The organism is Coprococcus sp. AF102-57 (genome assembly GCF_027686195.1).
GTDB lineage: Bacteria > Bacillota > Clostridia > Lachnospirales > Lachnospiraceae > Allocoprococcus > Allocoprococcus comes.
In genome coordinates this window covers 143,533-166,478 of sequence record NZ_JAQCSY010000001.1, presented here as the reverse complement: position 1 = coordinate 166,478, position 22,946 = coordinate 143,533, and the positions used below count along the sequence as shown (strand labels likewise).

Here is a 22,946-nt window from a genome sequence, read left to right as displayed (position 1 = left end):
TTATATTCCCTCCAAGTTGTTAAAAAGTCCTTGTATAATGTTACTTTCTGATGAATGATTAGCTTGCTTTTCTGGAATTTTATCTTCAGTTTCTATAGGAAGAATGGAACTTGTCGGAGAAATTATTTGTTCGGATAAAGCCTGATTTTTGATACAGGATTCTACATCTCCTTTGATAAGTCCCTGTTCTTTTAAGAGTTCTGTTGCTACATCTGGATAAATATATTGTAAAAGTACTTTTTTATGAGCATCTAACTGTTGCGATAGTTCATGATTTTGCAGCTTTAATTCTTTGTTTGTATTTGATAATGATTGCAATTTATCAGTTAGATTTTCTACTTTTTTAGAAGCGGAATCCAGTTTTGTCTTATAGGATACAGCTTCTTTTTGCATGGAAAGCGCATTCTCACAAATACTTTTGTAGTAGGTGTCCAGTTCGGTAAGTGCAGTGATCATTTTTTGTCTTGTACTGTTGCGGTCAAGGAAAGCCTGAACATCCAGTGTTTTATATGATATGAGAAGAGAAGCCCCTTTTTCTTTTGAAGCCGCAAGTAAAGCCTGAATATGTTCTTTCGCCTTTTCATTTCTACGTAAAGACGTGACCTGATATTTTGGATAACCATTAGCATTTAGGTAATCTGTAATTTGTGTCGGTTGTAATGCACGCTCAGAACGGCCGCTTTCAAGGTAATATGTATCGATTAGAGTAATCAGGGTTTCATCGTCAATGTATTTCTTTCTTGCGGCATACGCATGCGTCTTTGCTGCTGTTTACAGGCGTATCTATTGCTAGTGTAGCAAGAAGATTGGAACATTCGAGTATGACAACAACACAGAAAACATATTTACATATTATTCAGGAATTGGAAAATAAAGATATTGATTTAGTTATGCGTTCATTATCAAGTTTAAGTTAACGAATTACACGGCTTGCGTTGATTAAGAGTGATAAGAAAATGACCTGATTTATTTATACAAAAATCGGTATAAATAAGTTGGGTCATTTATTGTGCAGTATATTTGATTATGGTAATATAAAGATATGAATTTTCCAAAAAAAAAGAGAATGAAAATGAATTTAACAAGTACAAGTAAATTTGTAAGTTTAATCCTGCGCCATAAACCAGAAACAATTGGAATCCAATTGGATGAACATGGTTGGGCAAATGTAGACGGGCTGATTGCCGGAATTTCGAAAACACGTGAATTTAATAGAGAAATGCTGGAAGAAATTGTTTGGACAGATAATAAGCAAAGATTTACCTTTAATGAAGATAAAACAAAGATTCGGGCAAATCAGGGACATTCGATTCTTGTTGATGTAGAATTACCAGCAGCAATACCGCCTGAAACGCTCTGGCATGGAACTGGAGAAAAATATGTTGCATCCATTGATCAACAAGGATTGATTCCAAAGGGTAGGTTATATGTGCATTTATCATCAGACGCAGCTACAGCTACGAAAGTCGGCTCACGTCACGGAAAACCAGTGCTTTATATCGTAAAAACAAAAGAAATGTATGACGATGGATATTCATTTTTCTTATCAAAAAATGGAGTATGGTTAACAAAAGAAGTCCCCGTAAAATATTTAATCAAAGAGGAGCAGTAAGGATGATTTATGTAACCGGCGACTGTCACGCTGATTTTACCAGGTTCAATACTAAAATTTTCCCGGAGCAATATGAAATGACAAAAGATGATTATGTCATTATCTGCGGTGATTTTGGTGGAGTATGGAATCGTTTTGAAGAAAATAAATATGAGAAGCATTGGATGGACTGGCTAGAAAAGCATCCTTTTACAACTCTTTTTTGCGAGGGGAACCATGAGAATTTTGACAGGCTTTACAACTATCCCGTAGAAAAATGGAATGGTGGAAATGTACACAAAATTAGACCTTCGGTGATACATCTTATGCGAGGACAGGTTTTTCAACTTTGCGGAAAGAAATTTTTTGTATTCGGTGGAGCAAAAAGTCATGATATAGACGGTGGGATTTTAGATCCAGAAGCCCCGGATTTTAAGAAGAAAAAGAAAGAACTGGATAAGGAATGGCTGCCTTATCGTGTGAATCACATTTCCTGGTGGAAAGAAGAAATGGCTTCAAATGAGGAAATGGAAGAAGGATTAAGAAATTTATCTCAGTATAACAATGAGGTAGATTTTATTATCAGTCATTGTTGTGCTACAAGTACCCAGAAACAATTTGTAGATAAGACTTTTTCAGCAGATTCCATGACGGATTATCTGGAGTTAGTGAAGCAGCGGGTAAATTTTAAGAAGTGGTTCTTTGGTCATTATCATGATAATAAGAATATTGGACCGAAAGAAATACTGATATATGAGCAGATTATTCGGATACTGTGAGAAATTATAATTTGTGTATGACGAAGGGAGATTTTCGGTTTATGTGTAAATTGATGGAAGAATATGAGAAACGTACACTGAACCGGTTCGTGAAAAAACTTACTGTTCCGGGCGAAAAATGTAATCTGAAGATGCGGATGAATCTGCGCTATGCATGTTTCAAATTTCTAAGTATGTAAAAAGAATCACTTATCAGAAAAATAAAAACAACAGGAGGAACCTAAAAATGGAAGTAATACGCGCAAAAAGTGCCGGATTCTGCTTTGGTGTAAAACGCGCTGTCGATACAGTATATGAGCAGGTTGAAAAACAGATGGGAAAACAGATCTATACTTATGGTCCGATCATCCATAATGAAGAGGTTGTAAAGGACATGGAAGCACATGGCGTAAAAGTCCTGCGCGGTGAGGAAGAACTGAAAGGTCTGGAAGAAGGACTGGTGATTATCCGCTCTCATGGTGTTCCAAAGAGAATCTGTGACCTAATGGATGAAAAAGGCATCGAATATGTAGATGCAACCTGTCCGTTTGTGAAAAGAATCCATAAGATTGTTGCCGAAGAAAGTAAAAAAGGCAGCCGGATCATTATCATTGGTAATCCGGATCACCCTGAGGTTGAAGGAATCCGGGGCTGGGCAGGAGAAAATGTAACCGTTATAAAAAATGCAGAAGAAGCAGAAAAATTTGAAAATACTACATCCGAAAGAATTTGTATTGTGTCTCAGACGACATTTAATTACAATAAATTCAAAGATTTAGTTGAAATTATTTCAGAAAAGGGTTATGATATAAGTGTTTTAAATACGATTTGTAATGCAACCAGAGAGCGTCAGACAGAAGCAAGGAGCATTGCAAAAGAGGTGGATGCTATGATTGTAATCGGAGACAAACATAGTTCCAATACCCAGAAACTGTATGAAATATGCAGCAGGGAATGTCACAATACGTACTATATACAGACACTTGACGATTTTGATATGAATCAATTAAGGTCCGTGGAAACAGTAGGTATTACAGCAGGGGCATCCACGCCCAACAATATAATTGAGGAGGTTCAAAATAATGTCAGAATTAACTTTTGAACAAATGTTAGACGAGTCATTTAAAACAATTCATAATGGAGAGGTCGTAGATGGTACTGTAATTGATGTTAAGCCAGATGAAATCATCTTAAATATAGGATACAAAGCAGACGGTATCATCACCAGAAGTGAATATACCAATGATAACAGTGTAGATCTTACAACTGTTGTTTCTGTTGGTGATCCGATGACTGTTAAAGTACTGAAAGTCAATGATGGAGAAGGACAGGTTCTTCTTACATACAAGAGACTTGTTGCAGAAAAAGGTAACGAAAGATTAAAAGAAGCATTCGAAAACAAAGAAGTCCTGAAAGCACCGGTTACTCAGATTCTTGGCGGTGGATTAAGCGTTGTTGTAGATGAAGCAAGAGTATTCATCCCGGCAAGTCTTGTATCAGATACTTACGAAAAAGACCTTTCTAAGTACAAAGATCAGGAAATCGAATTTGTTATCAGCGAATTCAATCCAAGAAGAAACCGTATCATCGGTGACAGAAGACAGCTTCTTGTTGCTGAAAGAGCAGAAAAGCAGAAAGAACTCTTCGCTAAACTTAAAGTCGGTGATGTGATCGAAGGAACAGTTAAGAACGTAACAGATTTCGGTGCATTTATCGATCTCGGCGGAGTAGACGGACTTCTTCATATCTCTGAGATGTCATGGGGAAGAGTTGACAATCCGAAGAAAGTATTCACAGTTGGTGAAACTCTTAAAGTCCTTGTTAAAGATATCCATGATACAAAAGTTGCACTCAGCTTAAAATTCCCGGAGACAAATCCATGGGCTAACGCAGCTGAGAAGTACGCTGTAGGTACAGTTGTAACAGGAAAAGTTGCAAGAATGACAGACTTTGGTGCATTCGTAGAACTCGCTCCTGGAGTAGATGCACTCCTTCATGTATCACAGATCTCAAGAGCACATGTTGAAAAACCTTCAGACGTACTTTCTGTAGGTCAGGAGATTACAGCTAAGATCGTAGATCTTAACGAAGCTGACAAGAAGATCAGCCTTAGCATGAAAGCACTTGAAAATGCAGAAGCTCAGGAAGAAACTGAAGAATAATTAAATAAGATATACAAGGATAGAGACTGATTGAAGTCTCTATCTTTTGTTTGAAAAAACTAGTAGACATAACTAACTACAGCTGAAAAAGTTTTCGGATCCATAAGTGATCTCGATAAGTAAGATGAAAAATTTTACCGAATAGTCAGAAAATTCACAAAGAGAGGTCGTAGTAGCCTCTCTTTTTTGCGTAAGGAAACTATTGTGTTAAAAAAATGACAAGATGTACTGGAAAATATACAATAAAATGACGAAAGTTACTGGAATTGTAGGATTTATTTTAGTATATTTATAAGAGAGAAAACAGGAAGGAAGGATATCAAAATGGGACTTTTGACATTTAAAGGCGGAGTTCATCCGAACGACGGAAAAAGTCTTGCGAAAGACAAGGCAATCGTAGAACTTCTGCCACAGGGTGATCTTGTATACCCGTTATCCCAGCATATCGGAGCACCGGCTAAGCCAGTAGTAGCAAAAGGTGACCATGTGCTTAAAGGGCAGAAAATTGCCGAAGCGGGGGGCTTCGTGTCTGCACCGATCTATGCATCCGTATCAGGTACTGTAAAAGCGATTGAACCACGTGTGAATCCGACAGGTTCTAAAGTGAACAGTATCATCATTGCAAATGACGGTCAGTACGAAGAAGTAGAATATCCACAGCCAAAACCTCTTTCTGAACTGACAAAAGAAGAGATTCTGAATATCATTGGAGAGGCTGGCGTAGTAGGTATGGGTGGAGCAGGTTTCCCTACCAGAGTGAAGCTTTCACCAAAAGAGCCAGACAAGATTGATTATATCATTGCAAACTGTGCGGAATGTGAGCCGTATATTACTGCTGATTACAGAAGAATGCTGGAGAATCCGGAACTTCTGGTAGAGGGTATGCGTGTGATCCTGAAGCTTTTTGACAATGCGAAAGGTTTATTTGCAATCGAGGATAACAAACCGGACTGTATCGCAAAATTAAAAGAGCTGACCAAGGACGAGCCTCGTATGGAAGTCAGAGAGATGATGACCAAGTACCCACAGGGCGCAGAACGTCAGCTGATTTTTGCAAATACAGGACGTGCGATCAATTCTACCATGCTTCCGGCAGATGCTGGATGTGTAGTAGACAACGTGGAGACCATCATCAGCATTTACAATGCAGCAGTAAAAGGCATTCCTTCTATGGAACGTGTCGTTACTGTAACAGGGGATGGAGTTGTAAATCCTGGCAACTACAAAGTACTCTTCGGAACCAACCAGAACGAACTGATCGAAGCCGCCGGCGGACTCAAAGAAGGCTGTGAAAAAGTTATTTCAGGTGGACCGATGATGGGATTTGCGATGTATACGACAGATACACCAATCACCAAGACATCTTCATCTATTCTTTGCATGTCAAAAGATGAAGTATCAGCCTGTGAACCGACAGCATGTATCAACTGTGGACGGTGCGTTGACGCCTGTCCAAGCCGCATTATTCCGTCAAGACTGGCTGATTTTGCAGAACGCCATGACGAAGAAGCGTTCCTCAAATTCAATGGCCTTGAATGTGTAGAATGTGGATCCTGCAGTTATGTATGTCCGGCTAAGAGACAACTGAAGCAGGCAATCGGATCGATGAGAAAAACCGCACTTGCCAACAAAAAGAAAAAATAGAATAGAGAGGAAGAGGTGAACAAAAGTGAGTGAACAGTTAAAAGTATCATCTTCACCACATATCCGTTCTAAAGAGACAACCGGCAATATCATGCTGTGGGTTATCATCGCTCTGTTACCGGCAACTTTCTTTGGAATTTACAACTTCCGTGACACACATGCATGGCTGCTTGTTATTGTGACAACAGCAGCAGCAGTTCTTACGGAGTACATTTACGAAAAACTGATGCATAAAAAGATTACGATCAAGGATTTCAGTGCCGCAGTTACAGGACTTCTGCTTGCACTCAACCTTCCGCCGACAGCCCCGATCTGGATGGGAATCATCGGAAGTGTATTCGCAATCCTGGTTGTAAAGCAGCTCTTTGGTGGATTGGGACAGAACTTCATGAACCCTGCACTTGGAGCAAGATGTTTCCTTCTTATTTCCTTCACAGGAAGAATGACAAGCTTCGTATATGACGGCGTATCCGGTGCAACACCACTGGCAACGATCCGTGCTAATATCGAAGCAGGAAATGCAGCACTTGACGGTGTGAACAGCATGGACATGCTGATCGGAAATATTGCCGGAACCATCGGTGAGACATCCGTTATCGCAATCGTGATCGGAGCGATCATCCTGATTCTCAAAGGAATCATTGATCTTCGTATCCCGGGTACATATATTGTGACATTTGCACTTTTCATCGGAATCTTCGGTGGATTTGTAGATGGAATTGGATTCTTCAACGTTCAGTACATGACAGCAGAACTCTGTGGTGGTGGTCTGATGCTTGGAGCATGGTTTATGGCAACCGATTATGTAACTTCCCCGATCACCAAAAAAGGGCAGATCGTATATGGTATCCTTCTTGGATGTCTGACTGGTCTGTTCCGTCTGTTCGGTGGTTCAGCAGAAGGTGTATCTTATGCGATCATCTTCAGTAACCTTCTTGTACCGCTGATCGAGAGAGTTACTCTTCCAAAGCCTTTCGGTAAAGGAGGAGAAAAATAATGAATAAGATTATCAAAAATACACTGATCCTTGCAGCAATCACCGTTGTATCTGGTCTGGTACTTGGAGCTGCTTACGAAGTGACAAAAGGTCCAATCGCACAGACACAGGCAAAGCAGAAACAGGAAGCCTGTCAGGCCGTTTATCCGGAAGCAGATTCCTTTGAGGCAATGGACGTAGATCAGAAAGCTGCCAAAGAAGCAATCAAAAAGATGGGAACGAATGCAACAGTAGATGAAGTCTATTCTGCTGTTATGGATGGGAGCGAAGCTGGTTATGTTATAACAGTAACCGATAAAGATGGTTACGGCGGAGATATCCAGATCACAGTCGGTATCATGAGTGACGGTACGGTAAATGGCATTTCTTTCCTTTCCATCAGCGAGACAGCAGGTCTTGGTATGCGTGCGAAAGAACCAAGCTTTTACAATCAGTTTGCAGGACAGCAGGCTGAAAAATTCTATGTATCCAAAGATGGCGGAGACGGACAGCCGATCGATGCTTTGAGTGGTGCAACCATCACTTCCCGTGCAGTCACAGGAGCTGTCAACACAGCACTTGGATATTACCAGACAGCGTTAGGAGGTAGTGGAAATGAATAAATGTACAGAAAGACTTTATAACGGTCTTGTAAAAGAAAACCCGACCTTTGTTATGATGCTTGGTATGTGTCCGACACTGGCGGTTACAACATCCGCAATCAACGGTATTGGTATGGGACTTTCTACCACAGTGGTATTGATTTTCTCAAACCTTTTGATTTCCATGCTGCGTAAGATCATTCCGGATTCGGTTCGTATGCCGGCATTTATCGTAGTCGTAGCAACACTTGTTACTGTGGTACAGTTCCTTCTGGAAGGTTTTGTACCTAGTCTTTATGCATCACTTGGTGTATATATTCCTCTGATCGTAGTTAACTGTATCATCCTCGGACGTGCAGAAGCATATGCATCAAAGAACCCGGTCCTTCCATCTGTATTTGATGGTATTGGTATGGGACTTGGATTCACACTTGGTCTTACCTGCATCGGTATCGTCAGAGAGCTGATTGGTTCCGGAAAATTATTCGGATTTCAGGTTATGCCTGATATCTACGAACCTGTTACTATTTTCATCCTTGCTCCTGGTGCATTCCTTGTTCTTGCATTCCTTGTTGCGGCACGTAACAAGATCATGAAGAAACTGGAAGCAAAAGGAAAGAAAGTTGTCAAAGCGCAGGGATGCTGTGAAGGCGGATGCGCTTCATGCGGCGGATGCGACGGACACGTGTTCCCGACAGGTCAGGAAAAGGAATAGGAGGGAGATAAGAGATGAAAGAATTACTTATTATAGCAGTTGGTTCGGCGCTTGTTAACAACGTCGTACTCAGCCAGTTCCTCGGTATCTGTCCTTTCCTTGGTGTTTCTAAGAAAATTGAGACAGCAGCCGGCATGGGCGGCGCAGTTGTTTTCGTTATTACAATCGCATCTTTCATTACCGGTGCGATCTACCAGTTCATCTTACATCCGGCAGGATTTGAGTATCTGCAGACCATCGTATTTATCCTGGTTATCGCAGCACTCGTTCAGTTTGTAGAAATGTTCCTTAAGAAGGTTATGCCTCCGCTTTATAATGCACTTGGTGTATATCTCCCGTTGATCACAACAAACTGTGCAGTACTTGGTGTATCACTGAACTGTGTAACAAAAGGATATAACATTCTTGAAGGTGTTGTATACGGATTCTCCACAGCAGTCGGATTCACGATCGCGATCGTGATCATGGCTGGTATCCGTGAGAAGATCGAATACAACGATATCAGTGAGTCTTTCCAGGGAACTCCGATCGTACTGCTTACTGCAGCACTGATGTCCATCGCGTTCTTTGGATTCTCAGGAATCATTTAACAGAAGGAGGACCGTGTTATGAGTATAACAGGAGTATTGATTGCTGCACTTATCGTAGGCGGTACCGGCGTATTCATCGGTGTCTTCCTTGGAATTGCAGGCAAGAAATTTGCAGTTGAAGTAGATGAAAAAGAAGAAGCGATTCTCGCAGAACTTCCGGGTAACAACTGTGGTGGATGTGGATATGCCGGATGTTCCGGTCTTGCAGCAGCTATCGCAAAAGGAGAAGCTCCGGTAGGACAGTGCCCGGTCGGCGGTGCTCCGGTAGCAGCAAAGATCGCAGCGATCATGGGCGAAGAAGCCGGTGAAAGCGTACACGAAGTTGCATTTGTAAAATGTGCAGGAACCTGCGAAAAAGCAAAACAGGCATATGATTATACAGGAATTACAGATTGCCAGATGGCAGCCATGATGCAGAATGGCGGATCAAAAGGATGTTCTTTCGGATGTCTTGGTTTCGGAAGCTGCGTAAAGGCATGTCCGTTCGATGCGATCCATATCGTAGACGGAATTGCAGTAGTCGACAAAGAAGCATGTAAAGCCTGTGGTAAATGTATCGCCACCTGTCCAAAACATCTGATCGAGCTTGTACCTTATGAACAGAAGCATCTCGTACAGTGCAGCTCAAAAGATAAAGGAAAAGACGTTATGAGCGTATGTTCCGTAGGATGTATCGGATGTAAGATGTGTGAAAAAGTATGTGAATCTGATGCAGTACATGTAGTAGATAACATCGCACACATTGATCCGGAAAAATGTACAAACTGTGGAAAATGTGCGGAGAAATGTCCGAAGAAGATCATTAAGTAAATAAATAATGAAAAAAAGGATCCGGATGCTGTTTCGGAGGCTAAGAACAAGTTTTTCTTAGGCTTCTGCAAATGCATCCGGATCCTTTTTTATTGAGTTCATTCGACTGCGGAAGGATGAAAGGATGGAAAGAGAAAGTTAGAAAAATTTAATTTTTAGAATATCGTGGGGTATGTTATAATATAGGAAACGGCGAAGGAAAAGAAGATTTGATTATTGGGTTGATGATTGCGTGTAGAAAATCATCCAAAATAGAAATGAAAATAGAGACAAAATACGACATTGCATCATCTGTAAATATTGGCGCAGAGTATGACAAGGGCGTGAAGAAACTCTTTAAGAGCAAAGAGATCATTGTGCCGATTATGGAGATGGTGATCCCGGAATTTGAAGGGTGTTCGCAGGAAGAGATCCTGAATTGTCTGGACCTTGCATCGATTACATCGGATGAGGTTGTCAGTGACGCACCGGTTTCGGAGACGGATGAATATCGGATACGGGACGAAGATGCAGGGATATTTGATTATCTTAATCAGATATTTGTGGGAAATATAGAAGAAATAGAGACATATTCACATATTGAATGGGAAGATGAATTTAAGGAGGATGTGGCTATGACGATGACGGGATTTAGTGATGTGTTGGTTAGACGAGGAAGAGAAGAAGGAAGAAAAGAGGGAAGAGAAGAAGGTAGAATAGAAGGGCGAGCGATAGGACAGGAGGAGACAACGGTTAAATTTATCTGGAGTTTACATGAAATGAAATGCACAGATGAAATGATTTCGGAAGCAGTAAAAAGACCGGTTGATTATGTGCAGGATATTTTGAAAAAAGATGCACCTCAATAAGAAAGTTGGGAACACTTTTGTGAAAAATAGATTAATAGCAGGAATAAAGATGCTTTTACAGGACTTATGGAATATCCGCATTGCGATTCTTGTATTTGCAATTTATTTTGTTATAGGAAGAAAGTTTTTATACAGTCTGTGTCCAATGGTGATCATGACGGGATTTCCTTGTCCGGGATGCGGGCTTACAAGAGCGATGTTTATGGTGCTGCGAGGGGACTTTGCCGGGGCATGGAAAATGCATCCGTTTATTTATGGTGTGATTATTCTGGTGGGATGGTTTGGCGTGCGGAGATACATACAGAGAAAAGAAACGAAGAGTCTTGGGAAATGGGTGATTCTTCTGTGCGTAGGACTGATTCTATATTATGTGTACCGAATGGTAAGGCATTTTCCGGGAGATGCTCCGATGAGTTATTACTATGGAAGCGTGGGATACCGGGTGTGGGAGATAATTAGAAGTGGAAGAAATTATTTATAGTAGAGTATATAAAAGTGCCGCGAAGTCATCAAAACGATGGAGCGGCACTTTTTTGGATTAATCATAAAAACAAATGTCGCTTATCTTCCACTTAAGCGACTTTTTTTACCCAGTATTTTTCTACAACATAAATAATGTTATCATTTTTAACATATTTCGTCAAGTTAGGCATAACGGATTTAGGTGCTTTAACTGTAAAACTTTATCAAAATATCGCAACTTTTTTTACTATTTTGACACCCTAATCATATACGGAATGTTCTACCGGTTCGGTCTGATCGATGTACCGGACGAGGTTAAGGAGAATATGAGGAAAAATGATCGAAGCAATAAAAAACAGAAGAAGCATCAGAAAATATAAGAACAAAGCTGTGGACAAGGATGAGTCATTCATTCCGAGACGAAGAGGTGGAATTTAGAAATTTATTTTAGGATATAATTATTACTAAAAGATAATGTTGAAAACAATCTTGGATAAGTGGTAAAATCGTTTGGAGGCACAAAATGAAAAAGTATGCGATACCATTGTTGTAATTGAAGTGAGCCTGTTGAAGGAAGAAAGAATAAAAATATCTAAAATAATTGATTTGATATGATACTAAAAAGGAAGGTGATTAGAAATCAAGTTGTACAAAAAAATAATAATTCAAGATTTTAATCAACCAGTAATGTGGCTGATTCCGGCAATCATTTTTAGTGCTTGTCTTGTATTTTTTATTAGTTGGGTGTATGAGAAAGGTTCTCAAAAGCAGGAAAAGGATAATGGAATTAATAAAAAATATAGAATTGCGTGGATATTATTTATTGCCTATATTATTGTTACCTTTCAGACTGTCTTTTTTTCAAGAGAAGCGGGGAGCAGGAAAGAAATTAGTTTAGTGTTATTTGAAACATGGGGACATTCTTTCCATATGCATGCTATGTTTATTGAGAATATTATTATGTTTATTCCTTTTGGTGTATTGTTACCAATAGTTTTTAAACAAGTCAGAAGCGGTTGGAAATGTGTGCTGATTGGTTTTTTATGTTCCTGTGGTATAGAGATCACACAGCATATTACGCAGAGAGGATATTTACAATTGGATGATGTGGTAACAAATACAATTGGGATGTTTATCGGATGGGCGATATGGAAGATCGTATGCAAGTGTCTCAGAACATGTCTGAGTGAAAAGTGCTGATATTATCCAGAAATAATTTCCTGGAATTTCAATATTCGATTTGCGGGGAGTACAGAGCATTCTGGATAATTGCGGCAGATATATCGAATATAAAAATGCTGATGAACTGGTTTTTATAACAAATTCAAGTGCACTTCTAGTCAGATATCTGAGTGCGGGTTGCAAGAGACTCTGGACATGCTATTCAGAGTATTTCATAGTGAGCGAGGAAGAAGGCTTGCAAAGAAAATAGTAGATTTTTTGTTGGAAGATGAAGGATGTGCAGAATGCTTTCCGTGCAATTTAATCGAAGAGTTTAAATGATAAAAACAGCAAAGAACATCAGTGTCTGATTGAGAAGGGAAGTTCTTGATGTTATATCTGCTGGGAAGCTCTTCCCGCGCTAATCCTAGCGCAGGAAGACTCTCAGCATTTTTCCTTTCCAGAACCGGTACTTCTGATACCGGATCGGCAGATCCATCCAGGTTTTCTTATCGACTATGCTTCTCTGATGTGTGAAGCATTCAAATCCTTCTTTTCCATGATAGCATCCTATGCCGCTTTCTCCGACACCGCCGAACGGCATCTGGCTGGTGGCGAGGTGGATGATGGTATCGTTGATGCAGCCGCCGCCAAAATGGCATCTGGCAAGGACTTTCTTTTTGGCAGCAGGATCTTCGGTGAAAAGATAGAGTGCAAGCGGGTGGGGATGGGATTCGACCTGCCGGATTGCATCATTCAGGTCAGAATAGGTAAGTACCGGAAGAATCGGTCCGAAAATTTCTTCGCCCATGACCGGATCGTCCCAGGTGACATCCTTTAGGATGGTCGGGGCAATGCGCAGGGCAGACGGATCGGACTCACCTCCACAGATCAGCTTGTCGGCAACAATCAGGTTCTGCAGCCGGTGAAAATGTTTTTCGTTGATGATTTTCCCATAATCCGGATTTTGAAGAGGCTGTTTGCCAAACTGCCGGTGGATTTCTTTTTCCAGTGCCTGAAGCAGCTGGTCGCGAATGGAAGCATCGCAGAGGATATAATCCGGGGCAACGCAGGTCTGTCCGCAGTTGAGGTATTTTCCGAATACGATCCGTCTTGCGGTGAGAGAAATTTTCGCTGTGGAATCTACAATACACGGACTTTTTCCGCCAAGTTCCAGAGTGACAGGAGTCAAATATTCGGCAGCGTGACGAAGGACTTCTTTACCGACCGTTTTTCCTCCGGTGAAGAAGATTTTATCAAACTGCTGGTTTAAGAGTGCCTGATTTTCCTCCCGGCCTCCGGTGATCATCGTTACATATTCCGGTGGATAGCATTCCTTGAGAAGCTGACTCAGAATCTGACTGGTGTGTGGAGCGTAAGCGCTTGGCTTCAGGATGACGGTATTTCCGGCGGCGAGCGCATCGATCAGCGGTTCTAAAGTGAGGAGTACCGGGTAATTCCAGGGACTCATGATCAGTACGGTTCCGTATGGAGATGGCGTCCGGAAACTTTTGGCTGCATACTGTGCCAGCGGAGTAGGGACGGTTTTACAGCGCACCAGCTTTGGTAAATGCTTTTGCATCCAGGTGAGCTCGGAAAGCGTCAGACCGATTTCACACATATAGCTTTCCATCCGGCTTTTTCCAAGATCCGCTTTTAGTGCAGTGTACAGATCTTGTTCATGGCGTTTGAGTGCAAGTTTTAGCTGTTCTAATTGTTTTAATCGAAAAGAAAGCGGAAGTGTTGCGCCGGTTGCAAAAAAATCACGCTGCGTGGAGATCCGCTGTCTGATTGTCTGTTCATCCATGTGTTTTAACCTCCCAGGTATCTGGATATTTAAGTTTCGATTCCTGTTTTCCAAATTGTGTTTGGTGTTAGAATATTTTTGAAGAGTCTTTTATACTGAAAATAACGTATGTTTCTTTTATGATAACGAAAATAAGGGAATTCTTCAATGGTGTGAGTGGCGAAAATGGAAAGAATGTGATAAAATATTTTTGTTTGCAGCAGCAGACTCGCATAATTTTATCAAGACAGGAGTTTTAATATATATGGGATACGAGCGTTTGGAAAAGAGTTTAATCGATCTGGTAAAGGAAGAGCAGGCAAAGCTCGGATATCGGAAAGAGATGATCCGGCTTTATTATCCGCTCAGTTCACTGAATCATTTTATGGAGGCGAATGCAGATGCGGAAGAGATGCAGGAGCTCCTTGCAGATTTTCCGAAAGCAGCAGAAGATATTTTCGGGGAAGTCGGGATTACACATGTAAAGGACCGTTTTTGCTTTGCTTTATCGGAAAAAGCATCGGAATATGTGCATGAAAATATGAAACCGAATGAATTTATCAAAGAACTGGTGGAACTTGTCGCAAAGCATGGCTGCACGATTGAAGATATCGAAGTATTGTTCCGTTCTCATTCAGACAAGATCGTGACAGAACCTATGGACAATGGAGAATTTGACCGGATGATCCGGTTTGAAGAGGGAGAAGACAAGTATTATTATTGCTTTAAAGATGAAGGATGCCATATTATTTATCATCGTTTCCTGCCGGAAGATTATGCAGATTTTGACTTTAAACCAGATAAGAAAATAAGAAATCGAGGTAACACCAATGAAAATCGGAATATATGATTCAGGGATCGGCGGACTTTCTGTGCTTCACCGCGCACTGAAAAAGATGCCGGAAGCAGAATTTATATATTATGCGGATACAAAGCATGTTCCATACGGAGAAAAGACGAGGGAACAGATCAAAGGATATGTGGAAGAGGTTCTGAATTTCTTGATTGCGAAGGAGGTTGATGCAATCGTAATCGCCTGTAATACGGCAACCAGCGTGGCAACGAAAGAATTCAGAGGCGAATTTGCCGTACCGATCGTCGGTATGGAACCGGCAGTCAAGCGCGCGCTCAAGCTCTATCAGGATATGCAGAAACGGATTCTGGTAACAGCAACACCGGTTACGATAGCCGGAGAAAAATTACACAGCCTTCTGGAAAAAGTAGATACCGAACACGAAGTAGACCTTGCGCCACTTCCAAAACTGGTTCGCTTTGCCGAAGCCGGAAGATTCCAGGACCCGGAAGTAGATGAATACCTGAAAAACAGCCTTCAGAGCTATACACTCAACCAGTATGCTGCAGTCGTACTTGGCTGTACTCACTTCAACTACTTCAAACAATCCTTCCGCAAAATCTTCCCGGGAGAAATCCATTTCGTAGACGGCAACGAAGGCACTCTCCGTCAATTAAGAAGAGTCCTCCCCGAACAAACCACCCCGGGAGAACCCAGCAAAGTCACCTACTACTTCTCCGGAGAACCTGCTGATGATGAGGGCATGAAGAAAATCCAGGCATGTATGACGCAGTTAGATAAAGTATATGAGATCAAGTAAATACTGATATCGAATAAAATCCACCCCATTCCTATCTTGTGCAATGGAGATGAGACTCAAGAATCGTGGAAGCCTTTGCTGAACACGATTCTCGCCCTAAGAGGCTCATCGGAATGCTTTGCACAATTTGGAATGGGGTGGATTTCATTCTTCTCTGGTGGTGTCACAACCTATCTTATTGTACTTCCTGTATCCCGGAAATATCACTATCTATCATCATCGAATAATTGGTATAATACACGACAAACCCAGGCTTGCTTCCATTTGGTTTCTTAACCTGCTTTTTCTCTACATAGTCAACCTCCACCTTTTCAGCCCCGGAATTCTTCGAGTAATGCGCAGCAAGTCTGGCTGCCTCTTCAAAGGTCCGGTCCGGAAGTTCTTCCCCGTTCGTCTTCACGATGACATGGGAACCTGGTGCTTTTTTCGCATGGAACCACCAGTCCCCGCCATTTGCAAAATGGAAGGTGAGTTCTTCGTTCTGAAGATTATTTTTTCCAACATACATATGGAAACCGTCTGAAGAAATATAGTGGAACGGTTTGCTTGTGATCTTCACCTTTTTGGCAGACTGCTTTCTGCGGATAAATCCACTTTCGATCAGTTCTTCCTTGATCTGGATCAGGTCATCCTCGCTTCGTGCAATATCCAGGGATTTGCTGACGGACTCCAGATAATCAATCTCATCTTTCGTTTCTTTGATCAGTTCTGAAAGAGCCTCGAAAGTACGTTTTTGTTTATTATATCGGTCAAAATATTTCTTTGCATTTTCCTGTGGTGTTTTCTGCGGATCCAGCGGAATTTTGATCATTTCGTTAGTATAATAATTGAGTGCTTCCAGTTCTTTTGCACCTTCTTCCAGATTGTAACCGTAGGTGTGGATCAGTTCCCCGTATACCTTGTATTTATCGCGGTTTTCCGTATCGCGAAGCTGCTTTAACTGCAGGTCATATTTCTTACGGTTACGTTCCAGTGCTGTCTGAACCACACGGCGCAGATCCGAAGATTTCTGGCGGATTCGGGTGATCAGATCACGGGAAGAATAATAAGTCCGGATCACTTCGGAAATCGAATCATAAGATTTTACCTGATAGTTGGAAAAGTGGGTGAGCAGAAGAGATGAGAACTCTTTCGGCTCATTTCCATCATAATAAATAGCAGGAGAGAATTTGCTTTCTGTCACCTGCTCCATAAAATAGGTAAACTGCCGGTACAGATGAGCCAGCAGATCACCGGACATCTCCGATGCCGGAACAGAAGAGTCGATTCCTGCCAGATAGCAGATCTCTTCGGCGACAACCGGACTGATTCCGGTAAAACTGTTGTAGATCGCTTTTCCGACCGGCATTGGTTTGGAGCGAAGTTCCTGTGTGAAATTTTCCTCCGGTATGCCAAGTGGATTCTCTTTTTTCATAGTATCCGGGATAAAATATTCTCTTCCCGGAAGAACCTCACGCACAGAACTCATCTGCGCGGAAACATGCTTGATACTATCGATGATCATTCCTTTTTCATTACAGAAAATAATATTGCTGTGCTTGCCCATGATCTCAACGATCAGGGATTTGCGGCACAGATCTCCAAGTTCATCCAGGTGCTCAATCTCGAAGCGGATGATCCGTTCCAGGGAAGGCTGAGAAATGCCTACGATGCGGCCATTTGCAATATGTTTTCTCAGAAGCATACAGAAATTCGGTGCAGTCATCGGACTTGGTTTGTTATCTCTGGACAGATAGATCAGCGGCAGGGATGCACTTGCGGAGATGACCAGTCTTACCTGTCCTTTTGCAGGTTTGATCGTGAGAAGCAGTTCATCATTTTCCGGCTGTGCGATCTTGGCGATCCGTCCGTTCAGGATGGTATCATTTAATTCTTTTACGATATTTGCGATTGTAATTCCATCAAAAGCCATTTTAAAAATTCACCTCATATTTATCCGGGAATATGCCAGGGCATATTCTTTTTTCAATGGGCTCATTATAGCATAGAGAGGCATGCATAGACAAGTGAAAATGCCCTGTCACCCGGTTGACGAGTAAGTGTAAATGAACTATAATAATCGATAGTAAAACGGCCCTTAAAAGGTCAGTAAGAAGAGGGAAAATCAAATGATAAAAAGTATGACAGGCTTTGGACGGTGTGAGATCGCCGAAGCAGACCGCAAATTTACCGTAGAGATGAAGGGGGTTAATCACCGTTACCTGGATGTGAATATCCGTATGCCAAAGAAGCTTAACTTCTTTGAGTCCGCGATCCGCAACCTGCTTAAGCAGTATGTGCAGAGAGGAAAGATTGATATTTTCATCGGGTATGAAGATATGACAGAAAGCCAGATGACTTTGAAATATAACCAGAAGCTGGCAGAAGAATATATGGCAAGCTTTAAGCAGATGAAAGAACAGTTTGGGCTTGACAATGATGTGCGGGTATCCACACTTGCACGCTGCCCGGAAGTCCTTACGATGGAAGAACAGTCTGTGGATGAGGAAGAACTGTGGAGTGGTCTTGAAAAAGCAATGAAAGGCGCATGCGAACAGTTTGTACAGACCAAGACTACAGAAGGTGAGAACCTGAAAAAGGATATCATTGGCAAGCTGGATGGAATGCTGGAAGTTGTTGCCAGGGTTGAAGAGCGATCTCCGCAGATCGTTGCTGAATACCGGGAGAAGCTGGAAACGAAAGTGAAGGAGCTTCTTGGGGACACCCAGATTGACGAAGGACGGATCGCGGCTGAGGTTGTGATCTTCTCTGACAAGATCTGTACAGATGAAGAAGTGGTAAGGCTGAAAAGCCATATCAAGCATATGAAGGAAACTCTGGAACAGACAGAGGGAATCGGACGCAAGCTTGATTTCATTGCGCAGGAGATGAACCGTGAGGCGAACACGATCTTATCCAAGGCAAATGATCTGGAAGTATCCAATTATGCAATCGATCTGAAGACTGAGATTGAAAAAGTCCGTGAGCAGATTCAAAATATTGAATAAAGCTTTGAAAAATGTAAAAAGATGTGTTAAAATAACATTTCAATGTCTGAGTATGCAGGAGAACTGATTATGAGAGAAAAAAAAGGAATTCTTATTGTAGTATCCGGATTTTCCGGAGCCGGTAAGGGAACACTGATGAAAAAGCTGATGCAGGACTATGATAATTATGCATTATCGATCTCTGCAACCACGCGGCAGCCTCGTGTCGGGGAAGAAGATGGAAGAGAGTATTTTTTCAGAACCAAAGAAGAATTTGAAAAAATGATTGCGCGTGATGAGCTTATAGAGTATGCTAGATATGTAGAAAATTACTATGGAACTCCGAAGCAGTATGTTATGGAGCAGTTAGAGGCAGGCAAGGATGTGATCCTTGAGATTGAGATCCAGGGTGCGTTGAAAGTGAAAGAGAAGTATCCGGATACCCTGCTGATGTTCGTGACTCCGCCGAGTGCGCAGGTACTGAAAGACAGACTGGTAGGACGGGGAACCGAGACCGCAGAAGTGATCGATTCGAGAATGAAGCGGGCAGTAGAAGAATCACAGGGCGTAGAGAAGTACGATTATCTTGTGATCAATGATGACCTGGAGCGCTGCGCAAAAGAGATGCACAGCATTATTCAGGGTGAGCATGACCGGGTAAGCCGGAATGCTGACTTTATAGATGATATCAGAAAAGAACTGAAGGAACTGTAGGAAAGGAGCAGAATTTATGTTACATCCATCATATACCGATTTGATGAAAGTAGTAAATCAGGACGTGGAAGAAGGCGCAACTAAGATTGTCAACAGTCGTTATTCTATCGTTCTTGCAACAGCAAAGAGAGCGAGACAGATCATTGACGGCGAGATGCCGCTTGTTCCTGTTAAGGACGGCGAAAAACCGCTTTCTATTGCAATTGATGAGCTGAACAGTGGAAAGATCAAAATTATTGCAGAAGACGCAGATAAATAAAAGAAGTTCGATACCCTGCAGCTGTCTGCGGGGTATTCTTATGATAGGGGATTTTATTTTCCGGTGAAGATGATTTCCCCTGCCGCCCAGAAATTATGCTTGAGGAGAAATTTATTTTATGAATATATTATTCATTTCATTAGGCTGTGACAAGAACCTTGTGGATTCGGAGGTCATGCTTGGGATTCTTGCAAAGGACGGTCATCAGATGGTGGACGATGAGACAATGGCAGATGTCATTATCATTAACACCTGCTGCTTTATCCATGACGCAAAGGAAGAGAGTATCCAGAATATTCTTGAGATGGCAGAGCTGAAGAAGACCGGTAGATTAAAAGCCCTGATCGTAACAGGCTGTCTTGCACAGAGATACAAAGAAGAGATCATACAGGAGATTCCGGAGGTTGATGCGGTTCTCGGAACGACTTCTTATGAAGAGATTGCACACGTGATCGATGGAGTTTTAAGCGACAGTCCGATGGAGCGCGGAGATGTGCGCCTGACTATGAAGGATGTGGATTATCTCCCGGTGACAGACACGCACCGTATGGTGACGACCGGCGGACATTTCGCTTATCTGAAGATTGCAGAAGGCTGTGACAAGCACTGTACTTACTGTATTATCCCGAAGGTACGAGGAGATTTCCGGAGTGTGCCGATGGAGCATCTGCTGGAGGAAGCGCAGAATCTGGCAGACGGAGGGGTGAAGGAGCTGATCCTGGTAGCACAGGAGACCACCATGTACGGAACCGATCTGTACGGGGAGAAGAGGCTTCCACAGCTTTTGAGAGCGCTTTGCAAGATCAGAGGACTTCGCTGGATCCGTATTTTATACTGTTATCCGGAGGAAATCACGGATGAGCTGATTCAGGTGATCAAGGAGGAACCAAAGATCTGCCATTATCTGGATCTCCCGATCCAGCATGCAAGCGATGGTATCCTGAAGAGAATGGGAAGACGGACTTCCAGAGCGCAGCTCATCGAGACCATTGAGAAGCTTCGACGTGAGATTCCGGATATCGCACTTCGCACAACTTTGATCACCGGATTCCCGGGAGAGACACAGGAACAGCATGAAGAGCTGATGGATTTTGTGGATCAGATGGAATTCGACAGACTTGGCGTATTTACCTACTCACCGGAAGAGGATACTCCTGCAGCATCTATGCCGGATCAGATCCCGGAAGAAGTCAAAGAGGAACGTCAGGCAGAGCTCATGGAACTTCAGCAGGATATCGTATTTGACCAGGCAGAAGACCGGATTGGGGAAGAGCTGCTTGTGATGATCGAAGGCAAGGTAGCAGATGAGAATGCCTATGTGGGAAGAACCTACCGGGATGCGCCGAATGTAGACGGACTTATTTTTGTGAACACATCGGAAGAACTGATGTCGGGAGATTTTGCAAAGGTAAAAGTGACCGGATCAGCAGATTATGATTTGATAGGAGAGTTATTATGAATTTACCAAATAAGTTAACGATTTTACGAGTGATTTTAATTCCGTTTTTTGTAGTGTTTATGTTATTTGATATTACCGGAGCAGCAGATAAGTGGATCGCACTTGTGATCTTCTGTGTTGCCAGCCTGACGGATATGCTGGATGGGAAAATCGCCAGAAAGTACAACCTGGTAACGAACTTCGGCAAATTTATGGATCCGCTTGCAGACAAGCTGCTGGTATGTACCGCGCTGATCTGTCTGACATCTATGAACCGACTGAATGTCATTGTTGTTCTGGTGATCATTGCCAGAGAATTTATCATCAGCGGATTCCGTCTGGTTGCTTCTGACAATGGAATCGTCATTGCGGCAAGCTACTGGGGCAAATTTAAAACCGTATCACAGATGGCACTGATCATTGTGTTGATCATGGATCTGGGCGGTGTGTGGAATGTTGTAGGAACAGTCCTTACATGGGTAGCACTGATCCTGACCATCGTTTCACTGATTGATTATATCGCAAAGAACAAACAGGTATTAACACAGGGAGGCATGTAAAATGGTTGTAGAGCTGATTTCTGTCGGCACTGAGATTTTACTTGGCAACATTGTGAATACAAACGCAGCATACCTAGCAGAGAAATGTGCTCTGCTAGGTTGTTCTTTATATCACCAGACCGTTGTCGGTGACAATGAAGAGCGTATGGAAGAAGCAATCCGCCAGGCAATAGAGCGCGCTGATATCGTAATTCTGACAGGGGGACTTGGACCTACCAAGGATGATCTGACAAAAGAAGTAACCGCAAAGGTATTTGGCAGAAAACTCTATATGGATGAACATTCCAGGGCACGAATCGGGGACTATTTTGAGAAGATTAAGAGTAAAAAGGTAACAGAGAATAACTGGAAGCAGGCATTGGTTCCGGAAGGCGCGATCGTGATCGACAATCTGAACGGAACGGCACCTGGACTGATCCTGGAGGATAAAGAGCGCGGCAAAGCAGCGATCCTGATCCCTGGGCCTCCGAATGAGATGAAGCCGATGTTTGAACACGACATTGCACCGTACCTCAATAAAAAGCAGCCGGAGGGAATCTATTCCCATATGGTAAAAGTGTGCGGGATCGGGGAAAGCAGGGCAGAGACCATGGTTGCGGATCTGATGGATGCACAGACCAATCCGACGCTTGCGCCTTATGCAAAGACAGGAGAGGTACATTTTCGTGTGACTGCAAGAGCATGCTCTGAAGAAGCGGCAGAAAAACTGATGGAGCCGATGATCGAAGAGATGAAGAAGCGTTTTGGTGATGCTGTTTATACGACCGAAGAGAATGTGACACTGGAAGAGTCGGTGATCCGTCTTCTGGAAGAGAAGAAGATGACTGTGACAACGGCAGAATCCTGTACAGGAGGAAAGCTTTCCGGCAGACTTCTGAATGTGTCGGGAGCTTCCGGTGTGTACAATGAAGGATATATTACTTATGCGAATGCATCGAAGGAAAAGATCCTTGGTGTGAAGCATGAGACACTGGAAACCTACGGGGCAGTCAGTGAACAGACAGCAGCGGAGATGGCACTTGGCGCAGCAAAGGCGGCAGGTGCGGATGCGGCACTTAGTGTAACCGGAATCGCAGGACCTGGCGGCGGCACAGCGGAAAAACCGGTCGGACTTGTGTATATCGGATGTGCGGTAAATGGAGAGGTAACGGTAAGAGAGTACCGTTTTACCGGCAATCGTGAGAAGAACCGGGACTATGCGGTTGCACGTGCAATCACGCTCTTGCGGGAAGAACTTTTAAAGAGGGCGTAAGAGAGAAAATCAGTTCATTCTGGAAAAGATGAGGTACAG

25 protein-coding genes and 1 pseudogene are annotated in these 22,946 nt (G+C 42.5%); 23 read left to right on the top strand and 3 right to left on the bottom strand.

The annotated features are described in order from the left end of the window. Positions 1-393, bottom strand: coding sequence for a hypothetical protein (locus PGZ10_RS00825; protein WP_207660039.1), 393 nt, complete (start codon positions 391-393; stop codon positions 1-3). Positions 394-740: 347 nt separating this feature from the next. On the opposite strand from PGZ10_RS00825, the pseudogene PGZ10_RS16715 reads away from it, so the two are divergent. The 15 genes and pseudogenes from PGZ10_RS16715 to PGZ10_RS00750 all read left to right on the top strand — a co-directional run. Then, positions 741-917 (top strand): annotated as a pseudogene (locus PGZ10_RS16715) (site-specific integrase); the annotation flags it as partial. 155 nt (positions 918-1,072) lie between these two features. Next, complete coding sequence (locus PGZ10_RS00815; RefSeq protein WP_117834090.1) at positions 1,073-1,612, top strand: RNA 2'-phosphotransferase; 540 nt, start codon at positions 1,073-1,075, stop codon at positions 1,610-1,612. 2 nt (positions 1,613-1,614) lie between these two features. Further along, positions 1,615-2,370, top strand: coding sequence for a metallophosphoesterase family protein (locus PGZ10_RS00810; protein ID WP_270540482.1), 756 nt, complete (start codon positions 1,615-1,617; stop codon positions 2,368-2,370). 41 nt (positions 2,371-2,411) lie between these two features. Then, positions 2,412-2,549, top strand: coding sequence for a hypothetical protein (locus tag PGZ10_RS00805; protein ID WP_195412875.1), 138 nt, complete (start codon positions 2,412-2,414; stop codon positions 2,547-2,549). Positions 2,550-2,596: 47 nt separating this feature from the next. Further along, positions 2,597-3,451 carry a 4-hydroxy-3-methylbut-2-enyl diphosphate reductase gene (gene ispH, locus PGZ10_RS00800; protein ID WP_055155600.1) on the top strand — a complete coding sequence of 285 codons (855 nt, stop codon included), beginning with the start codon at positions 2,597-2,599 and terminating at the stop codon, positions 3,449-3,451. Beyond that, positions 3,432-4,511: a 30S ribosomal protein S1 gene (rpsA, locus tag PGZ10_RS00795; protein WP_008375104.1), complete on the top strand. Its 1,080-nt coding sequence runs from the start codon at positions 3,432-3,434 to the stop codon at positions 4,509-4,511. The genes ispH and rpsA overlap by 20 nt, the downstream gene beginning before the upstream one ends. A gap of 324 nt (positions 4,512-4,835) precedes the next feature. Next, on the top strand, positions 4,836-6,155 hold the full coding sequence (gene rsxC, locus PGZ10_RS00790; protein WP_270540481.1) for an electron transport complex subunit RsxC: 1,320 nt from the start codon (positions 4,836-4,838) through the stop codon (positions 6,153-6,155). Between the two features lie 25 nt (positions 6,156-6,180). Then, entirely contained in the window at positions 6,181-7,152 is a 972-nt protein-coding gene (locus PGZ10_RS00785) for an RnfABCDGE type electron transport complex subunit D (protein ID WP_022220470.1), read from the top strand. Next, positions 7,152-7,754 (top strand): RnfABCDGE type electron transport complex subunit G, encoded by a 603-nt coding sequence (locus PGZ10_RS00780; protein ID WP_022220471.1) that lies wholly within the window; start codon positions 7,152-7,154, stop codon positions 7,752-7,754. The genes PGZ10_RS00785 and PGZ10_RS00780 overlap by 1 nt, the downstream gene beginning before the upstream one ends. Further along, entirely contained in the window at positions 7,747-8,448 is a 702-nt protein-coding gene (rsxE, locus tag PGZ10_RS00775) for an electron transport complex subunit RsxE (protein WP_022220472.1), read from the top strand. The genes PGZ10_RS00780 and rsxE overlap by 8 nt, the downstream gene beginning before the upstream one ends. Before the next feature lie 14 nt (positions 8,449-8,462). Next, entirely contained in the window at positions 8,463-9,038 is a 576-nt protein-coding gene (locus PGZ10_RS00770) for an electron transport complex protein RnfA (protein ID WP_055155598.1), read from the top strand. An 18-nt stretch (positions 9,039-9,056) separates the two neighbouring features. Beyond that, positions 9,057-9,848, top strand: a complete 792-nt coding sequence (locus tag PGZ10_RS00765; protein ID WP_173687798.1) for an RnfABCDGE type electron transport complex subunit B — start codon at positions 9,057-9,059, stop codon at positions 9,846-9,848. Positions 9,849-10,057: 209 nt separating this feature from the next. Next, complete coding sequence (locus PGZ10_RS00760; protein ID WP_270540479.1) at positions 10,058-10,696, top strand: hypothetical protein; 639 nt, start codon at positions 10,058-10,060, stop codon at positions 10,694-10,696. A gap of 49 nt (positions 10,697-10,745) precedes the next feature. Then, entirely contained in the window at positions 10,746-11,177 is a 432-nt protein-coding gene (locus PGZ10_RS00755) for a DUF2752 domain-containing protein (protein ID WP_242999904.1), read from the top strand. A 626-nt stretch (positions 11,178-11,803) separates the two neighbouring features. Then, complete coding sequence (locus PGZ10_RS00750; RefSeq protein ID WP_270540477.1) at positions 11,804-12,358, top strand: VanZ family protein; 555 nt, start codon at positions 11,804-11,806, stop codon at positions 12,356-12,358. A 388-nt stretch (positions 12,359-12,746) separates the two neighbouring features. On the opposite strand, the gene PGZ10_RS00745 is transcribed toward PGZ10_RS00750, so the two are convergent. Further along, entirely contained in the window at positions 12,747-14,147 is a 1,401-nt protein-coding gene (locus tag PGZ10_RS00745; protein WP_270540519.1) for an aldehyde dehydrogenase, read from the bottom strand. A gap of 223 nt (positions 14,148-14,370) precedes the next feature. Between PGZ10_RS00745 and PGZ10_RS00740 the strand changes: the two genes are divergently transcribed. Both PGZ10_RS00740 and murI read left to right on the top strand, forming a co-directional pair. Next, complete coding sequence (locus tag PGZ10_RS00740) at positions 14,371-14,955, top strand: DUF3877 family protein (protein ID WP_270540476.1); 585 nt, start codon at positions 14,371-14,373, stop codon at positions 14,953-14,955. After that, positions 14,936-15,718, top strand: a complete 783-nt coding sequence (murI, locus tag PGZ10_RS00735; protein ID WP_173689793.1) for a glutamate racemase — start codon at positions 14,936-14,938, stop codon at positions 15,716-15,718. Before PGZ10_RS00740 ends, murI begins: the two co-directional genes overlap by 20 nt. Before the next feature lie 175 nt (positions 15,719-15,893). On the opposite strand, the gene PGZ10_RS00730 is transcribed toward murI, so the two are convergent. Beyond that, positions 15,894-17,630, bottom strand: coding sequence for an Rqc2 family fibronectin-binding protein (locus tag PGZ10_RS00730; protein ID WP_270540474.1), 1,737 nt, complete (start codon positions 17,628-17,630; stop codon positions 15,894-15,896). Positions 17,631-17,826: 196 nt separating this feature from the next. Here PGZ10_RS00730 and PGZ10_RS00725 point away from each other — a divergent pair, with 196 nt between their 5' ends. The 6 genes from PGZ10_RS00725 to PGZ10_RS00700 all read left to right on the top strand — a co-directional run bounded on the left by PGZ10_RS00725 (position 17,827) and on the right by PGZ10_RS00700 (position 22,907). After that, positions 17,827-18,705 (top strand): YicC/YloC family endoribonuclease, encoded by an 879-nt coding sequence (locus tag PGZ10_RS00725; RefSeq protein ID WP_117823207.1) that lies wholly within the window; start codon positions 17,827-17,829, stop codon positions 18,703-18,705. 69 nt (positions 18,706-18,774) lie between these two features. Then, positions 18,775-19,398, top strand: a complete 624-nt coding sequence (gene gmk / locus PGZ10_RS00720; protein WP_022220477.1) for a guanylate kinase — start codon at positions 18,775-18,777, stop codon at positions 19,396-19,398. A gap of 16 nt (positions 19,399-19,414) precedes the next feature. Beyond that, on the top strand, positions 19,415-19,657 hold the full coding sequence (gene rpoZ / locus PGZ10_RS00715; protein WP_022220478.1) for a DNA-directed RNA polymerase subunit omega: 243 nt from the start codon (positions 19,415-19,417) through the stop codon (positions 19,655-19,657). A gap of 118 nt (positions 19,658-19,775) precedes the next feature. After that, positions 19,776-21,116 (top strand): 30S ribosomal protein S12 methylthiotransferase RimO, encoded by a 1,341-nt coding sequence (rimO, locus tag PGZ10_RS00710; RefSeq protein ID WP_118217207.1) that lies wholly within the window; start codon positions 19,776-19,778, stop codon positions 21,114-21,116. Continuing rightward, positions 21,113-21,655: a CDP-diacylglycerol--glycerol-3-phosphate 3-phosphatidyltransferase gene (gene pgsA, locus PGZ10_RS00705; protein ID WP_270540472.1), complete on the top strand. Its 543-nt coding sequence runs from the start codon at positions 21,113-21,115 to the stop codon at positions 21,653-21,655. Before rimO ends, pgsA begins: the two co-directional genes overlap by 4 nt. 1 nt (position 21,656) lies before the next feature. After that, a complete protein-coding gene (locus PGZ10_RS00700; protein WP_117556042.1) occupies positions 21,657-22,907 on the top strand; it encodes a competence/damage-inducible protein A in 1,251 nt (416 codons plus the stop codon). Positions 22,908-22,946 lie beyond the last annotated feature (39 nt).

What these genes read in the sequence shown, in the direction of transcription:
- PGZ10_RS00825 (WP_207660039.1), bottom strand. Translation starts at nt 393, where the DNA reads ATGCAAAAAGAAGCTGTATCCTATAAGACAAAACTGGATTCCGCTTCT.
- PGZ10_RS00815 (WP_117834090.1), top strand. Translation starts at nt 1,073, where the DNA reads ATGAATTTAACAAGTACAAGTAAATTTGTAAGTTTAATCCTGCGCCAT.
- PGZ10_RS00810 (WP_270540482.1), top strand. Translation starts at nt 1,615, where the DNA reads ATGATTTATGTAACCGGCGACTGTCACGCTGATTTTACCAGGTTCAAT.
- PGZ10_RS00805 (WP_195412875.1), top strand. Translation starts at nt 2,412, where the DNA reads ATGTGTAAATTGATGGAAGAATATGAGAAACGTACACTGAACCGGTTC.
- ispH (WP_055155600.1), top strand. Translation starts at nt 2,597, where the DNA reads ATGGAAGTAATACGCGCAAAAAGTGCCGGATTCTGCTTTGGTGTAAAA.
- rpsA (WP_008375104.1), top strand. Translation starts at nt 3,432, where the DNA reads ATGTCAGAATTAACTTTTGAACAAATGTTAGACGAGTCATTTAAAACA.
- rsxC (WP_270540481.1), top strand. Translation starts at nt 4,836, where the DNA reads ATGGGACTTTTGACATTTAAAGGCGGAGTTCATCCGAACGACGGAAAA.
- PGZ10_RS00780 (WP_022220471.1), top strand. Translation starts at nt 7,152, where the DNA reads ATGAATAAGATTATCAAAAATACACTGATCCTTGCAGCAATCACCGTT.
- rsxE (WP_022220472.1), top strand. Translation starts at nt 7,747, where the DNA reads ATGAATAAATGTACAGAAAGACTTTATAACGGTCTTGTAAAAGAAAAC.
- PGZ10_RS00770 (WP_055155598.1), top strand. Translation starts at nt 8,463, where the DNA reads ATGAAAGAATTACTTATTATAGCAGTTGGTTCGGCGCTTGTTAACAAC.
- PGZ10_RS00765 (WP_173687798.1), top strand. Translation starts at nt 9,057, where the DNA reads ATGAGTATAACAGGAGTATTGATTGCTGCACTTATCGTAGGCGGTACC.
- PGZ10_RS00755 (WP_242999904.1), top strand. Translation starts at nt 10,746, where the DNA reads ATGCTTTTACAGGACTTATGGAATATCCGCATTGCGATTCTTGTATTT.
- PGZ10_RS00740 (WP_270540476.1), top strand. Translation starts at nt 14,371, where the DNA reads ATGGGATACGAGCGTTTGGAAAAGAGTTTAATCGATCTGGTAAAGGAA.
- murI (WP_173689793.1), top strand. Translation starts at nt 14,936, where the DNA reads ATGAAAATCGGAATATATGATTCAGGGATCGGCGGACTTTCTGTGCTT.
- PGZ10_RS00730 (WP_270540474.1), bottom strand. Translation starts at nt 17,630, where the DNA reads ATGGCTTTTGATGGAATTACAATCGCAAATATCGTAAAAGAATTAAAT.
- PGZ10_RS00725 (WP_117823207.1), top strand. Translation starts at nt 17,827, where the DNA reads ATGATAAAAAGTATGACAGGCTTTGGACGGTGTGAGATCGCCGAAGCA.
- gmk (WP_022220477.1), top strand. Translation starts at nt 18,775, where the DNA reads ATGAGAGAAAAAAAAGGAATTCTTATTGTAGTATCCGGATTTTCCGGA.
- rpoZ (WP_022220478.1), top strand. Translation starts at nt 19,415, where the DNA reads ATGTTACATCCATCATATACCGATTTGATGAAAGTAGTAAATCAGGAC.
- rimO (WP_118217207.1), top strand. Translation starts at nt 19,776, where the DNA reads ATGAATATATTATTCATTTCATTAGGCTGTGACAAGAACCTTGTGGAT.
- pgsA (WP_270540472.1), top strand. Translation starts at nt 21,113, where the DNA reads ATGAATTTACCAAATAAGTTAACGATTTTACGAGTGATTTTAATTCCG.
- PGZ10_RS00700 (WP_117556042.1), top strand. Translation starts at nt 21,657, where the DNA reads ATGGTTGTAGAGCTGATTTCTGTCGGCACTGAGATTTTACTTGGCAAC.